This window comes from Pseudarthrobacter sp. NPDC055928, assembly GCF_042270935.1.
Taxonomy (GTDB): Bacteria; Actinomycetota; Actinomycetes; order Actinomycetales; family Micrococcaceae; genus Arthrobacter.
In genome coordinates this window covers 277,628-292,244 of the sequence record NZ_JBHJZH010000002.1, presented here as the reverse complement: position 1 = coordinate 292,244, position 14,617 = coordinate 277,628, and the positions used below count along the sequence as shown (strand labels likewise).

Annotated in this window: 13 protein-coding genes; 3 read left to right on the top strand and 10 right to left on the bottom strand. The window is 60.8% G+C overall.

Translation table 11 applies throughout. The annotated features are described in order from the left end of the window. Positions 1–3: 3 nt before the first annotated feature. Entirely contained in the window at positions 4–678 is a 675-nt protein-coding gene (locus tag ACFC25_RS04615; RefSeq protein WP_082979333.1) for an ABC transporter ATP-binding protein, read from the top strand. Between the two features lie 28 nt (positions 679–706). Here ACFC25_RS04615 and ACFC25_RS04610 read toward each other — a convergent pair whose 3' ends face one another. Both ACFC25_RS04610 and rfbA read right to left on the bottom strand, forming a co-directional pair. Then, positions 707–2,680 carry a DUF6541 family protein gene (locus tag ACFC25_RS04610; protein ID WP_376044293.1) on the bottom strand — a complete coding sequence of 658 codons (1,974 nt, stop codon included), beginning with the start codon at positions 2,678–2,680 and terminating at the stop codon, positions 707–709. 8 nt (positions 2,681–2,688) lie between these two features. Further along, a complete protein-coding gene (gene rfbA / locus ACFC25_RS04605; protein ID WP_337345780.1) occupies positions 2,689–3,552 on the bottom strand; it encodes a glucose-1-phosphate thymidylyltransferase RfbA in 864 nt (287 codons plus the stop codon). Positions 3,553–3,664: 112 nt separating this feature from the next. Here rfbA and ACFC25_RS04600 point away from each other — a divergent pair, with 112 nt between their 5' ends. Continuing rightward, the gene (locus ACFC25_RS04600) at positions 3,665–5,848 is read left to right on the top strand and encodes an acyltransferase family protein (RefSeq protein WP_376044292.1); all 2,184 of its coding nucleotides are present in this window, start codon (positions 3,665–3,667) and stop codon (positions 5,846–5,848) included. Between the two features lie 55 nt (positions 5,849–5,903). Here the strand turns inward: ACFC25_RS04600 and ACFC25_RS04595 are convergent, their stop codons facing one another. The 7 genes from ACFC25_RS04595 to ACFC25_RS04565 form a co-directional block, all read right to left on the bottom strand. Then, the gene (locus ACFC25_RS04595) at positions 5,904–6,794 is read right to left on the bottom strand and encodes a glycosyltransferase family 2 protein (protein ID WP_337345782.1); all 891 of its coding nucleotides are present in this window, start codon (positions 6,792–6,794) and stop codon (positions 5,904–5,906) included. A gap of 14 nt (positions 6,795–6,808) precedes the next feature. After that, positions 6,809–7,903, bottom strand: a complete 1,095-nt coding sequence (locus ACFC25_RS04590; protein WP_337345783.1) for an NAD-dependent epimerase/dehydratase family protein — start codon at positions 7,901–7,903, stop codon at positions 6,809–6,811. Positions 7,904–7,924: 21 nt separating this feature from the next. Then, the gene (locus tag ACFC25_RS04585; RefSeq protein ID WP_337350988.1) at positions 7,925–8,812 is read right to left on the bottom strand and encodes a glycosyltransferase; all 888 of its coding nucleotides are present in this window, start codon (positions 8,810–8,812) and stop codon (positions 7,925–7,927) included. Then, positions 8,813–9,259, bottom strand: coding sequence for a DUF2304 domain-containing protein (locus ACFC25_RS04580; RefSeq protein ID WP_337345785.1), 447 nt, complete (start codon positions 9,257–9,259; stop codon positions 8,813–8,815). A gap of 3 nt (positions 9,260–9,262) precedes the next feature. Beyond that, the gene (locus ACFC25_RS04575) at positions 9,263–10,012 is read right to left on the bottom strand and encodes a glycosyltransferase family 2 protein (RefSeq protein ID WP_376044291.1); all 750 of its coding nucleotides are present in this window, start codon (positions 10,010–10,012) and stop codon (positions 9,263–9,265) included. A gap of 72 nt (positions 10,013–10,084) precedes the next feature. Then, entirely contained in the window at positions 10,085–10,984 is a 900-nt protein-coding gene (locus ACFC25_RS04570; protein ID WP_376044290.1) for a glycosyltransferase, read from the bottom strand. A gap of 19 nt (positions 10,985–11,003) precedes the next feature. Continuing rightward, positions 11,004–12,236, bottom strand: a complete 1,233-nt coding sequence (locus tag ACFC25_RS04565; protein ID WP_376044289.1) for a polysaccharide biosynthesis protein — start codon at positions 12,234–12,236, stop codon at positions 11,004–11,006. 199 nt (positions 12,237–12,435) lie between these two features. Here ACFC25_RS04565 and ACFC25_RS04560 point away from each other — a divergent pair, with 199 nt between their 5' ends. Further along, positions 12,436–13,155 carry a glycosyltransferase gene (locus tag ACFC25_RS04560; RefSeq protein WP_337345789.1) on the top strand — a complete coding sequence of 240 codons (720 nt, stop codon included), beginning with the start codon at positions 12,436–12,438 and terminating at the stop codon, positions 13,153–13,155. A gap of 46 nt (positions 13,156–13,201) precedes the next feature. On the opposite strand, the gene ACFC25_RS04555 is transcribed toward ACFC25_RS04560, so the two are convergent. Next, positions 13,202–14,551: a GH25 family lysozyme gene (locus ACFC25_RS04555; protein WP_337350993.1), complete on the bottom strand. Its 1,350-nt coding sequence runs from the start codon at positions 14,549–14,551 to the stop codon at positions 13,202–13,204. Between the last annotated feature and the right edge of the window lie 66 nt (positions 14,552–14,617).

Genomic DNA, 14,617 nt, shown 5'->3' with positions numbered 1-14,617 from the left:
TCCATGAAAGAGGCCGTGGTCTGGCTGGTCAAGGGACGAAAGGGCGACCTCTCCAAGAAGTTCATGGCGCTCACGGACGTGTCCCTTGAAGTGCAACAGGGTGAGACGGTGGCCTTGCTTGGGCTCAACGGTTCCGGAAAGTCCACGCTGTTGAAGCTGATCTCTGGCGTTCTTCAGCCCGACGGCGGCACCGTCCACACCCGCGGACGGGTTGCGGGCCTTATCGAGGTTGGAGCAGGCTTCCACCACGACTTGAGCGGGCGCGACAACGTCTATCTGAACGGTGCGATCCTCGGCATGACCGAGAAGCAGATCGATGACATGTTCGATTCAATCGTTGAATTCTCGGAGATCGGCGAGTTCATCGACACCGAGGTCAAGTTCTACTCTTCCGGGATGTACCTGCGGCTGGCGTTCTCCATTGCCGTGCACACCGACCCTGAGGTTTTCCTTATCGATGAAATCCTTGCGGTGGGGGACGAGCCGTTCCAGCGCAAGTGCATTGCCAAGATCAAGGAACTGTCGGACAAGGGCAAAACCCTTTTTGTCGTCAGCCACGACCTGGATCTGGTTTCCACTGTCTGCGAGCGGGGCATTCTCCTCGAACACGGCGAAGTCATCATGGACGGCGAAGTGCATGAGGTTGTGGCTGAGCTTCGGAGCCGCACAGCCGCCTGATAACCCGCCTGACGGGGCGTGGCCCCGGTCAGTTCAGGCAGGCCGTGATGTGATAAAGCCTGGCCTCGCCTTGGCTGTCTACCAGCTGTACGCCCGGATTACGGTCAAGGTTTCTGAGCCCGGCCGGAGTATGGCTTCCGCCATGGACTTCCTTGGACCCAAAGTCGAGGACATAGAACGCATTTTCATTCCTGACCGCGCTGCAAACGTTCGGGTCGCTCTCCACGGAGCCGAGGTCGTTATAAATCTCCTGCAGTTCAGGGGACACGTAGCTGAGGATATGCATCTGCGCAGCCTTCCGATCTCCGATCGCGTAGGCCAGCGCGGCGCCGGTGTAGGGATTTCCCAACAGGACCGAGTCGGCCGGCACAGTCTCCGGAAGCCGGTCCATGAGTTCGAGTTCATCCGCTGATACCAGCGGGGAATCATTGCTGATGGTATAACGCGTCGACGCCTGAGCCGCCTCGTGCTGCACTCCACCCTGTTGTCCCAGCGCAACCGCACCCACGGAAAGCCCACCAACGGCAGCGATTCGGAGCAGTCGCCCCCTGCCCTCGGAGCCAGCAGCCCGTTGGAATATTGTCAGGGCAGGACTCGGCCACTGCCCTGTGCTGAGTTTTGCTTCTGCCCAGTTCACGCCGATGGCCACCAAGAGCACGGCGGCTACGGGAAGAAGGGCCGCAAGGCGGTAGCTGTCGTTGTACCAGACGCCGGCCAGGAAGTTCCTGATGGGCGAGATCGGGAAGCCGGAAACAACAACGAAAATGGCAGAGAAAATCAGGAAAGCAATTCCGACCCAGGCGAGGTTTTTGTTCGTCCTGAAGCAGGCCCATAGTCCAACGAGTGCCAAGGGTGCCACCAGCCAGGCGGGGGCGAGCCCCATGGGTGCGAGGAAGAGGGCCTCACCCAACGCCTGGGGGACCGTGTGATACGGACCCCAGAATGACGCCTCCTCGGGTGGCCTCAAGAAGATCCACAGAGCGAGGAAAATAAGGCAGTACGCGACGAGGCCGGCCGCCTGAAGGTTGAAACGACGCCGGTTGGCGGCCCGGTCTCTCCACAGCCCGGAAGCCGACCTGTAGGCGGAGAAAGCCACCATGGGAAGCGTCCAGACAAGCCAGGCCATAAACGTTGTCGGGTGGGCCACGATCAGGCCTGCAAGGCTCAAGAGCAATGCAAGGATTGCAGGCAGAGCCGGTATTTGCGTAGTCGGCGCCGCTCCCGTGATGCGGGCCGCCAAGGCGATGCTTGCCGGCAGGATGCTGATTGCCAGCAGGTTCGGATACAGGACCCCGAAGTCCATCATCAGCAGCGGGAAAGCCCCGAGAGAGGCACACGCTATGCCGGTTGCAATCGTTGCTGCCGTCTGGCGTCCCGCAACCCAGGTTGTCATCAGGAGGCAGCTCAACGGCCAAAAGACCGCCGCCAGGACAATGCTGGTGATGTTTACGGCCACGGGTACGGCAGCGCCTGTCGTTGAGGCCACAAAAGCCGCTACCGCGTTCCACCCGGCCGGGTAGAACCCGCCTCCGGTCATCGCGCCAATGGTGAGGGAGGAAGCCTGGCCGGTATCTAAGGCGAACCGGACGGAGTTAAGGTGAAATACAGCGTCATAAGTCTGGGATATGGATCCCGGAGACCCCAAGACCTGGAAAGTCCGCCAACCCAGCAGCACCGCGGCAACAGTAACCGCAATGAACGGCGCCAACTTGGCCAACGTTGACCTTCCTTGGCCAGCGTGCTGTTGTTGCCGGCTGAGACGGCCCAGGAAAAATGCAAGGGAGGCCAGCAAAGCCGTGGCGACGCCGACAGGCAGCACCCCAAACTTCACCCCAAGGAACGGGGTGGCAGTGGCAGTCAAAACGATGACTCCCACCGACAAAGCCGGCGCAAGCGAGAGCGCGTTGAATGACCTAAACCTCAGGGCAAGGGAAACTATGAAGCCCGGGGCCAGGAGCAGGAGTGCGGCAATGAAAATTTGCGGAAGGACAGGCAACCACATCTGGCTTGCTACGGCTCGAGCAAGCCGAGCAGATATGCTCCGTAACCACTCTTCACCAGGGGCTCTGCACGCTGGCGAAGCTCATCGTCGCTGAGGAATCCGAGGCGCCAGGAGATTTCCTCGGGCGCACCGATCTTGAGTCCCTGACGGTTTTCGACCGTTCGAATGAAATTCGATGCGTCGCTGAGATCGTTGAAGGTACCGGTATCCAGCCAGGCCGTTCCCCGGGGGAGGATCTCCACCTGGAGCTTTCCCTTCTCAAGGTAGGCACGGTTTACGTCAGTAATCTCAAGTTCCCCCCGCGGCGAAGGCCTGAGGTTGCGGGCGATGTCGATGACGTCATTGTCGTAGAAGTAGAGACCGGGCACCGCGTAATGGCTCCGGGGCTTTTCCGGCTTCTCCTCCAAGGAGAGGGCCTTGCCCTCGTCATCGAACTCCACCACACCATACGCCTTGGGGTCTTTGACCCAATAGCCGAAGACAGCGCCGCCGTCGATGTCAGCGTGTTTGCGGAGCTGGGTACCCATTCCCTGACCGTAGAAGATGTTGTCACCCAGGACGAGCGCAACCGTCTCGTTGCCGATGTGCTCAGCACCCAGGATAAATGCCTGGGCGAGTCCATCCGGTGAAGGCTGCTGGACGTACGTAAGATTGACGCCAAACTGGCTGCCGTCACCGAGCAGCCTCTGGAACTGCTCCGCGTCGTGGGGAGTGGTGATGATGAGGATGTCCCGGATGCCCGCAAGGATGAGCGTCGACAGCGGGTAATAGATCATCGGCTTGTCGTAGACGGGAACCAGCTGCTTGCTGATGCCGAGGGTGATCGGGTGTAGCCGGGATCCGGTCCCGCCGGCCAAGATAATTCCACGCATGGTCCCAATCCTCTATCAATGAAGCCCTCACAGCAAACCAGTGCAGAGTGACCTAATCGATGACCTTGGTAGTATCTAAAGACCCCCTGTCTCGAAAGTAGTGGAAATACCTATGTCGTCAGCACCCGCCCTCGGGCTTCAGTCCCGAGCGCAAACGCCACCTCAGGGGCACAGGCGTCGACTGGATATCGAGGGTCTTCGCGCCGTTGCCGTTCTTGCGGTCGTTTTCGATCACTTGATTCACTGGCCGGGCGGCGGGTTCATCGGCGTAGACATGTTTTTCGTTATCTCCGGGTACCTCATTTCCGGAATCCTGCTTCGTGAGGCGACAACTCGAGGAAGAATCTCGTTCCGCGAGTTCTACCTGCGTCGCTTCAAGCGAATTCTTCCCGCCGCTGCGCTCGTATTATCCGTAACAGTCACGGCGGCGTACGTTATTTTTTACGCGGGCCGTGCCTCATCAATTGCGACAGATGCCTTCTGGGCTTTGGTCTTTTCGGCGAACTGGCGGTTTGCCCTCCTCGGGACCGACTATATGAATTCAGGTTCGTCCGTATCGCCGATCCAGCATTATTGGTCCCTCGGCGTTGAGGAGCAGTTTTACATTTTTTGGCCCTGGGTGATTATAGGGGCACTATTTCTCGCGCGTCGATTGAAGTGTAACCCTCGCGGAACTGCCGTAGTCTTGGGCTTCTTTGTTGCTGTGCCCATTCTTCTTTCGTTTGCATTTGCCCTTTGGGAAACGAATTCCAACCATACGGTGGCCTACTTCTCGACTTTCTCTCGGGGATGGGAGCTGGGCGCCGGAGCGCTGTTAGCGGTATTGACGGCGAGATTCAGCGGATTCCCTCAAAAATTGCAGATCGGCCTTCTTTCATTTGGCCTGTTGCTCATTGGTGCCTCACTCATCCTGATAACGCCAGAGACACCATTCCCTGCACCATTCGCCATTTTTCCAGTCTTGGGCACCTGCCTGGTTATCCTTGCGGGTTGCGGGGGCACCGGGCCGTCATACAATCGGCTGGCGTGGATTCTGACTAACCCAGCTTCCCGGTACGTCGGCAAAATTTCGTACTCTCTGTATCTTTGGCATTTCCCCGTGATCATTCTTCTCGGCGCATTCGTGGAGCCAGACACCCTGTGGTTCTATCTCGTAGCAGTCACGCTCATGACCGTTCTATCGGTGGCGTCGTTCAAGTGGGTTGAGGATCCGATACGGCGTAGCCGCCTCGGTGTTGCCAAGCCCTCGCTAAAGACCGGCCAACGGCCACGACCGGTGCGACGGCGGGAGGTCCAGGGCCTTGCCGCATTCGCAGCGTTGGTTCTGGCATTGCCACTTATTGCTTTCGCCACTATAGGTCAGCGCGATGCTTCAGACCTTGGGGCCGGAAGTTCTGCTGATCCCGGGACTCCGGTGACGGCCATGACTGCGGACCAGAGGCAGGAGCAGTTGCGGGCGGCCCTAGCGTCTTCTGAGTGGCCAGCCCTCCGGCCGAATCCGGCGGAAATGGGGCCGGACGGAGCACTCGCTAAACCCGACGAGTGGATAAAGGACGGCTGCTTAGGTGGTGAGCTATCGCCGTTGGCTCATGACAAGGACGTGACTGCCAACGCCTTGCGGTGCGTATATGGCCCTGAGAACGCAACTCGTTCATTGGTAATCTTCGGAGATTCGACGACGATGAGTTTTGTCCCTGGCATCCGGAAAGCCTTGGAAGGGCAGGACTGGCAGGTGCACATATACACGGTGGCAGCCTGTTCGCCGGTGCTAATACCAGGCCGAAACGACGCATCGGCAGACGAATGCAAGCGATTCAAGCTCTGGGTTCAAGATCAGATTGGACGTCTCAATCCCGATGTTGTCGCGTCCTCGTTCTTGCGCAATGACGGTCAGTTGTCGAGCGGTGCAGTTGGGCGCGAAGCGGATGCCGAGTGGCAGAAGTACGTCACTGACATGGGGCGTTACGTTGTCGGGCAGGGCGCTCGATATGTTCTTCTGGAGGCACCTGCTCCCGCTAAGGCCGAGCCAAGCCAATGCATAACAAGGTTTAGTGTGCCCAGTGACTGCATAACGGAGCGCAGCACGATATTTGATGGGCAAAGCGAAGTGGAAGCCCGTGCAATCGCCGATGTCGGTATCAACGCAACGTTCGTCCCCACAAAGGAGTGGTTCTGCGTGAACTCAAGATGCCCGGCCTTTGTCGGAAGCACAGCCATGTACGCCGACATCAACCACATTAGTGCCCTTGCCTCGGAGGAGTTGGCGCCACTGCTGAGGCCGGCACTAGCACCGTAGTGCCCGCGAATGAAGGATGACCTACAGCTGTCGGCGGGGACGCCGTCGAGGGCTGTTATTTACGCCCGCTCGTTCCTTTGAATCCGTCTGACATGCCGGCACGGGCACTTACTATTCGTTGGATTCGTCCGGGCGCAAAGATGCTGACTAGGGCCAGATGCCTGAAATCAGCCAGGAAGCCCTTCGCAGCCCAGCCGGGGTGGCGCCGGCCGTAGATTTTGGCGAGCAGGATCCGGTTGCGGAAAATGTAGTAATACCGCCACGTTGCGGCCGTCCTGATATTCACTTTCCTGCCCCACAGCGAGAACGTCCTGCCCATGATCTGCGCCGGTGTGCTGCTGCCAAGGGAATGATTCAACGCGGCCCCGGGTGCCAGAACCGTTTCCAGGCCGGCGTTGCGGCAACGTAGGTAGTACTCGGTGTCCACCCCGTCGATGAAGAGTTCGGCCTTGAAGAGCCCCAGCTGCTCAAGGACTTTTACCGGAATCAAGAGGCCGGACTGGATTGGTTCCCCGCCGAGCTGAACGCCCAGCTTCGTGCCCCGCCGTCGTACAGGCAGACCACGAACCGTGCCGGGGGCCACAAGGCCCACCGGGATGCCCTGAACCTCCGCGGCCGTCGCTGCCTCGACAAGGGACTGGACGTAGCCGTCCTCCAGCAGGGAGTCCTGGTCCATGGTGAGGACGTAGTCCGGCTTATCCGCTCGTGAAACTGCAAGCTCTATGCCGCGGTTCAGGGCTGCCGCAATTCCCGAGTTCTCGCTGAGACGTTCCACGGTGCAGCCCGCAGCCGAGAGCTTTGCCAGGATCCTGCTCGGGTCCTCGGTGCTCCCGTCGTCGACCAGCACGACATTGTCCACCTGTGATAACAGGGCAGCCGCGTTGGCCAATACGCCGTCGTCGGGGTTAAACAGTGAGACGACGGCGCAGGTCCGGGTGGTGGTCATCGAGGCGTTTCCTGTTAGGCAGGCTTGACGTCAGGCTGTGCGTCAATCCATGTAGCCAAGCGGTCGATGCCCTGGGAGAGGTTGAACTGCGGAGTCCACCCGAGCACACGCTCGGCTGCCGTGACGTCGGCCCAGGCATGGCGGACATCGCCCTGGCGGTACTGGCCTGTGACGTGCGGTGCCGGCGCCTTGTAGTGCTCGGCGATCAGCTTGGCGGCTGTGCCGATCGTCTGGAATTCGCCGGAGCCGATGTCCATGGGCTCGCCCTGAACCCTGGGGGAGACCGCCCCGGCCACGATCGCTGACGCGACGTCGTCGATCAGGATGAAGTCGCGGCGGACTTCACCGTCTTCGTAAAGGGGGATTGACTTGCCGCCCATGGCCATCCGGCAGAACAGGCTCATGATTCCGGTGTACGGGTTGATCAGGGACTGCCCCGGTCCGTACACATTCTGGAGCCGAAGGATCACCGTCTCTACACCGAAGGACTTGGCCCAGGCCTGAAGCACATGCTCCTGGGCGAGTTTCGTCGCACCGTAGACGCTGACGGGGGCCGGGAACGTTTCGGAAGCCTTCATGGCCACCGGAACGGCGTTGGGAAAATCCCATTGCGCCTTGTCAAGCGTTTCGCTGGTCCGCTGCCCGGGGTAGAAGGTGGTGCCGTCGCCGTCCTGCCAGGCACCCTCACCGTAGACGGCACGGCTGGAGGACAGGACGATCCGTCGCGGCAGTTTCTGGTGACGGTTGAGCCCGTCGAGCAGCTGTGACGTGCCGACGACGTTCACGTGCGTGTGTCGGGTTGCTTCCTCAAGGGACTGGCCCGTACCGGTTTCAGCCGCGAGGTGGATGACCACATCCGGGGTCACCTGCTCAAGCACACGATCCCAAGTGCTGGACTCCGCCACGTCCGCAATGATCAGTTCAGCGGCCGCATTGAGCTCTGCAGGCCTGGCGCCGGAGGCGTGGATCTGGGGGTGCAGGTTGTCCACCACAACGACGCGGTCGAAGGCCTCCACCAAAGAATCGGAGATAGCGCAGCCAATGAATCCGGCGCCGCCGGTGACGAGAACGGTACCGCCCGGGCGGGCAGGAGTTGCAGGAGAAGTCACTGGTGACCTTTCGTTTCTGGCTTAATTGCCGAATGAATGGCGGATGAGGGCCTTTGCCGCTGTCGCATTGCGGCTGATGATTGCCTTGGGGAGGAGCGCCATGGCGTGGGCGCGCGACGTCAGCCGGAGGCGGGCGGAGCGGGCAGCCCGGGTCCAGCCGAGTTCCTCGGCTTGGGCAGCTGAGACAGCAAAGTAATCACGTTCACCGGCGAATCTGGATCCGTCGATCAGTTTCGTGGAGGAAGCACTGTTGGAGTGCCTGCGGTAACGGAAGCAGACGGCCGGGTCGATAAGGAGTTGGTCCCCGTTGTACACCATGTCCATGATCAGGGCAAGATCCTGGATGATGGGGAACCCGTCACGAAAATCAACCCGGCGGATCTTGTCGGTGCGGAAGGCAAGCGACGGCCAGTAGAGCCAGTCGCCATGCATCAGATTGGTGGCGATGGCTTCGCCGGCAATGATCTGGCGGCCGCCGCCCCGCGGCTTGATGAGCTTCTGCTTGACGCTGTCGACCAGGGTGGAAACGACCTGGCCGTTCTCGTCGATGACTTCCACGCCCGGCTGGATGATGGCGGCGTCGGGGTAGCGTTCGTGTGCCTTGAGGATGACGTCCACGTAGTTGGGCAACAGGACATCGTCGCAGCCGAGGATCACCATGACTTCCTGCGTTGCCATGGAAACACAGGTGCGGTAGTTCGCGGTGATGCCGGCGTTCACCTCCTTGCGGATGTAGCGCACGCGTGGATCATCAATGCCCGCCATGAAGGCTTCAATCTCTTCGCCCGGATAGGCGTCGTCGACGACGGTCAACAGCCAGTCGCCGTTGCTCTGGGAGAGGACGCTGTTGACAGCTTCTTTCATGTATCCGGGGTCGCCCCAGTACGGCACAAAAATATCGAGAGGCATTTAGGAGTCTTGGCTTTCGCTCGGGCGGTCGTAGACCTGGGCAGAGGCTTGGGGATGCGCCGTGTCGTTGGTTGCAGAGTGGATGCCGGCTGTCGGAACGGAAGCCCGGTCTTCCTGGATTGACTCAATCTGGGTTCTGAGGATGGCGACTTCTTCGGCCAGCGTTCTGGTTTCGTCCTCGACGACCGAAATTTCCCACGACAGATGCAGGCACACACCGAGCAGCATGAGGATGCTCATCGCAAACAGCAGGTTCGATGGAACCTGCACACCCACCAGCGCGGCCACGATGTTGAGCAGTTGGGGAAACGCCGCGAGCACGAGTGTTGCGACGCCGACGATCAGCCATAGGGCGGCGTACTTCTCCCTGAGCTTCTTTCGGCGAAGCATCTCGAAGACCAAGGCCACGATCGCCAGGGCGAGAAGGAAGGCAGCAAGATTTCCCATTCCCTAGACCACCACGGATTCAACAGCCGGTTTTGTCAATTTTGTAGGCTTTCTGGTCAGGGCGAAGAGGAGTGCGAACACTGATCGTCCCAGGTAAATCGCGGCTTTGAGCGGGTTGTGGCTGGGCTTGCCGCCTTGGCGCGGGCGCATCTCCACCGGGACCTGCGTGACTTTGCAGCCGGACCTGATGGCCACTACGAGGGAGTCGATGGTGTCACCGAGATACTCGGCCGGGTAGTGGTCCAGGTATTGTGTGACCGCACGCTCGTTGGCGGCGCGGAATCCGCTGGTAACGTCCGTGAGGCGGGTTTTTGCCAGGCCGGAGATGACCTTCGCGAGGAACTGCATGGCCCACTTGCGGGGTCCGGTTACTTTGTAGTCACCGCGTTCGGCAAAGCGTGCTCCGATGGAGATATCGGCGTGGGCTAGCCCGGCCAGGACTTCATCAATGCTGCGGGGGTCGTGCTGTCCGTCGGAATCCACCTGGATCACCTGACGGTAGCCAAGCCGCTGGGCGTACTTGAATCCGGCGCGCATCGCCCCGCCCACACCGAGGTTGAACGGAAGGTTCAGGACAGTCGCCCCTGCGGCTGCGGCTTCCTCGGCGGTGGCATCGGTGGAGCCGTCATTGACGACCAAAACGTCGTATCGGGTATTGGTGGTGAGAACCTCCCGCACGGTGTTACCGACAGCTTCGGCTTCATTCCAGGCAGGCATGATCACCAGGACGCGCGGATTGGGATTGGGTTCCATGTTGTCCAAACTATATCAATTGCGGGAGGGCACATCGGGAGCCGGCGGCCAGCACGGGCCCGGCTGTTCCGGCTATCGGTTCAGTTTCTCGCCCAATGCCGGGGGAATCGGACCCGTTCCGCCGCACACGGCGTCACGGAAGCCAGACACCGCGGCCCTGACGAGTTTGCCGCGGCCGCGACTGAACGCCAGCCTCAGCGTATGGGCTTTGGCCTCCTCGATGAGGCGACGAAACACCCATTGGGGATCCTTGCGGACGTAGCGCAAGGAAAGCGCTGTTCCGTTGCGGCAGATGTAGTAGACGCGGCCGGGTGAATGGTAGTTGTACGAGATGTCCCTGCCCATGATCCGTACCGGCCGTCCCAGCAGGACAGCGGGCTCCCGTTGTCCGAGATCATGCTGGATTTCACAGCCATCGCCGACCAGGACTTCAAGGCCGGCCGAGCGCGTGCGCATCGTGTACTCGGAGTCAACGCCGTCAATGAACAGGCCTTCGTCAAAAAGGCCAATCTCGTCCAGTGTTGCGCGGGGAATCAGGAAGCCGGACTGCATGGGGTCGAAGGCCCTGACAAATCCGGCTACAGAACCGCGAACGGGAATGGGGTGGCCGCTGTAGGAAGAAGCGGAAATGAAGCCAACCCGCAGTCCGGCAAGCTGCGCCCTCCTGCACGTGTCCACCGCCGCAGCAACGTATCCGGGGCCGGGAAGGGAATCCTGGTCGAACGTCAGGAAGTAATCCGGTTCAGATTCCTCCCGGGCGTGAGCGATACCTGCGTTGAGGGCGGCGGCTATTCCCTTGTTGGACGGCTGCGTCACGACCGTAACACCTTCGGCCCTAAGCTCGGCAAAGAGCTCCTCGGACCCGGCTGGAGAGCCGTCGTCGACGACTACAACACGGCTGACCTGCCGGGCGATGCCTGCGATGTTTTCGCGCAGGGCAGGGCCGGGCCGGTAGGCAGCGATAACAGCCACGACACTCGGGGCAGGGTTATTAGGCGTCAACGCGGTCCATTCTCTCGTTGGTCAGGAGCTTCCGTGCAGGGAGCATGAGGGTAATGAACAGGAGAGCTTCGCTCAGGGCCATGCCCAGCGCAACTCCCGGGGCGTTACCCAGCACACCCGCCCAAACCATGACGGCTAGCCCGAAAGTGGCAGAAACAAGAGTCCAGCGCAGAACGAGTCGGTCCTTACCTGCCGGAATCAGCAGGTTTCGGATAAACGGCGTGCTGGCACTTAGGAACGCGAAGGCGAGACCGTAGTAGAAGCACAATTCGGTGGTGGCTTGGGCTTTTCCAGCGAAGAGGAGGCTGCTGGCAAAGGGGCCGGCAAGAGTGAGGATCACCGCGCCGACCGCGCCCAGGCCCACGTGAGCCCAAATGGCGGCCAGGTGCCGATTCCGGCGGTTCTCCGCTCCGTGTTCGAGGGTCCATCCCTGGAACGCGTTACCCAGGGCTACCACTGTGAAGAGACCGAAGCGGTATAGCGTGTCGGCGGTTGCAAGGCTGCCGGACGCGGCCGGAGCAGTCGTGGCGGTGGCGATCGGTGCTGGTGTGGAAGCATATGCGTTTGCGGCAAGGCTGATGCCGGCAGTGCGCCGCTGGGCGGAGAGGTCACGCACGGCCGCAGGAAGGTCGCTGGGGAACCAGCGGCCTCCCTTGGCATACCGCGTTTGGAACGCCGTCAGCGAAATGACCGTGGCCAGCGCGGCAAGGCCCGGGTAAAACCACAGCTGTCCGGTGGTGAGCAATAGCGGAGCCGCTGCGGCGGTCGCGATGAAGCGCGGAACAGTGTCGTATACAGCCAGCAGTTTGGGTTGCCCCATACCGATGCAGAACCATGCGGGCGACAGTCCTGCGAGGGCGACAGCGAAAGCCATGGCCATGGCTTCGCTTCTGAATTGGGGCACGGCGACTACCGCCGCCGCTGCTCCTGCCAAGGGAAAGACGAGAACCAGCAGAACGAGTCGGGTTCGGATGCTTTGCAGGTAGACGTGCGCCCGGGCTGCCGGATCCGCCGATCGGGCCACGGCTACGGGCCCTTCAACATTCCATCCCCACATCAGTACCGTCGCGGCGAAGGTGCCGATCGCCTGGCCTGAGATGATGCTGGAAATGCCCTCCCCACCTACGATCCCCGAGACGATGGGGATGAGGAGAAGTGGCGTGATAAGGGAAAGCAAGGGCAGAACCGTGAAGCCGGACAGGCGAAGCAATACGGTTTTCATACGGTGGTTTGTCCTTGGTTCGCTGGCAGTCCTGAACGATCTTACGTGATTCCTTGGCCTAGCTTGGGGTCGCATAGGATGGGGCGGGCAACCGGTGGGACCCTTACTGCCGTTGTTTTGCCCTTGAAGTCGAGCGAGACGTGAGGCCATGAACGCCCCAACCCAGCCTGAGACGGCGCCCGTACGAGCGAGCATTTGTATGGCCACTTACAAAGGTGCCAGGTACATCGACGAGCAGCTCACATCGATCCTGGATCAGCTCGCAGAAAACGACGAGCTTGTCATCGTGGACGACGCTTCGCCCGATGACACTGTTGAACACATCCGCAGATTTCATGATCCCAGGATTAAGTTGATCCAGGCCGAGCGGAACCAGGGATACGTCAGGTCCTTCGAACAGGCGGTGCTTGCGAGCAAGGGCGCTGCCATTCTCCTGGCCGACCAGGACGATGTCTGGATTGAGGGTCGCCTGGATACCTTGCTGGCCGGGCTGGAAACGGCGGACGTCGTGGCCAGCAACTTCGACGTCCTGGGCGGCGGCCGCCGTCCCGGCATTCCGCTGCTTCGAAGCGCCGACAGCGGACGCCACCGTGCGAATCTTTTAGGGATTCTGATCGGTTACCGTGCCTACTACGGCTGTGGGATGGCCTTCCGGCGCGACGTTCTGCACGACTTTGCCCCGGTGCCCCGCTACCTCCGCGAATCCCACGATCTTTGGCTCGCCATCCTGGGCAACACGGCAGGATCCATCATGCATGTCGACCGCCCGACACTGCTGCGCCGACTGCACGAGGAGAACGCCACGCCCAGGGGCTGGAGGTCCTTGAGCGTGATCGTCGCCGCGAGAGTGGTCCTACTCAGGCTAATGGTCGAGGCGCGGCGGCGCCTGCGGTCAGGGAAGAAGCCGCGGCCCCGATGAGCCAGCTGGCAGTGGTCGCGTCCCGGCGAAACGGCTCATGTCAGAACTAATACACGACTGCGTCAACGGTTTGGGCCGGGATGGTGTTACTTAGGAAATGGACCGTAGTGCGCCGTAGGCCCACTGTTGTTGACCAATTCCCATTCCAGTCGCCGGCTAGGGGACGGTCGCCCGGATTGCCAAACGGAAACGCTGAAGCGACGGATGAGCTCCGGTTGCTATTGCCGAGAGCAAATACGTTGTTTCTGAAGATACCGATGGTTGTTGTTCCGTTGGCGTCCCAATCACCAGCGAGGGGAGCGTCGCCGGCCTGACCAAAGCTAACTACGTGAGTGATGCTGGCTGCCCCCGCGCTTCCGTTGCTCAGAGCCCAAACTCCATTGCGAAAAATACCAATACCCGTCCGTCCAGTAGCCGACCAGTCGCCGGTAACAGGGATGTCCGTGGGCAGCCCGAACGATGCCACCGAATCAATCGCGGGTCCTGTCAGACTATTGGTGAGGTACCAGTGGCCGTTGCGCACGATACCAATGGTGGTTATTCCGTCACCATTCCAATCCCCAGTTACGGGAATATCGCCCGCAGTTCCAAACGAGAAGCAGAGAGGAACGCCATTGGGGTTCTGAAGGCACCAGAAGCCATCAAGCATCCACCCCACCAGCCAACGCCCTGCCCCGTACCATTTGCCAGAAATTGGCGTCGAGTTTGCGGGCGGGGCCATCGTAGTGAAATCCGGCGTCCCTGCGAGTCTCCGCAGCTGGTCCATTGTGCCGTTGAACACATTCTGGTCCCCGGGGAACGTTGCCTTGACGGTCTGTGAGGCGTCGGCATAGTCGTTGGCGTACTGCCAGATTGTGTAGGTCGACCAGCCCCCGGGAATGGCGGGGCTGTTGGTGTAATACGAGGCGAGCCAAAGGGGATTGGTGCTGCTGAATTCGGTGGTGTTTCCCAGGCAGTCGCGCCAGAACCAATAGCCCGTGTAGATCATGGCCTGTTTGTTGGTCAGCCGGTAGATCGTGGAGGTAAAGTCCCGGACCCAGGTGGTGAGCTGGGACGGAGACATGCCATAGCACTTGTTGGTCCCGCCGTACGGGTTGTCCTCAATGTCCAGCGTTGGTGGCATGGTGATTCCGTCGGCTGACCAGCCACCACCATTGTTGACGAAGTAGAATGCCTGAGTCGCTCCATCGGATGCACTTGGCGCTGCGAAGTGGTAGGCGCCCCTGATCAGCCCCACGGAGGTGGCACCGCCGATCTGGGCGCCGAAGTACGGGTTCTTGTAGGTGGTTCCTTCGGTCGCCTTAACATAGGCGAACCGTGCGCCGTTGCTCTTGACCGCGGCCCAGTTGACCGACCCCTGCCACGAGCTGACATCCAGGCCCAGTGGCTGGCCCACCGTGCTGGCAGGCTGCTCGGGGACCGATGGCTGCGCTGACTCCGCGCTCAGTGCCTTGGCTTGGGG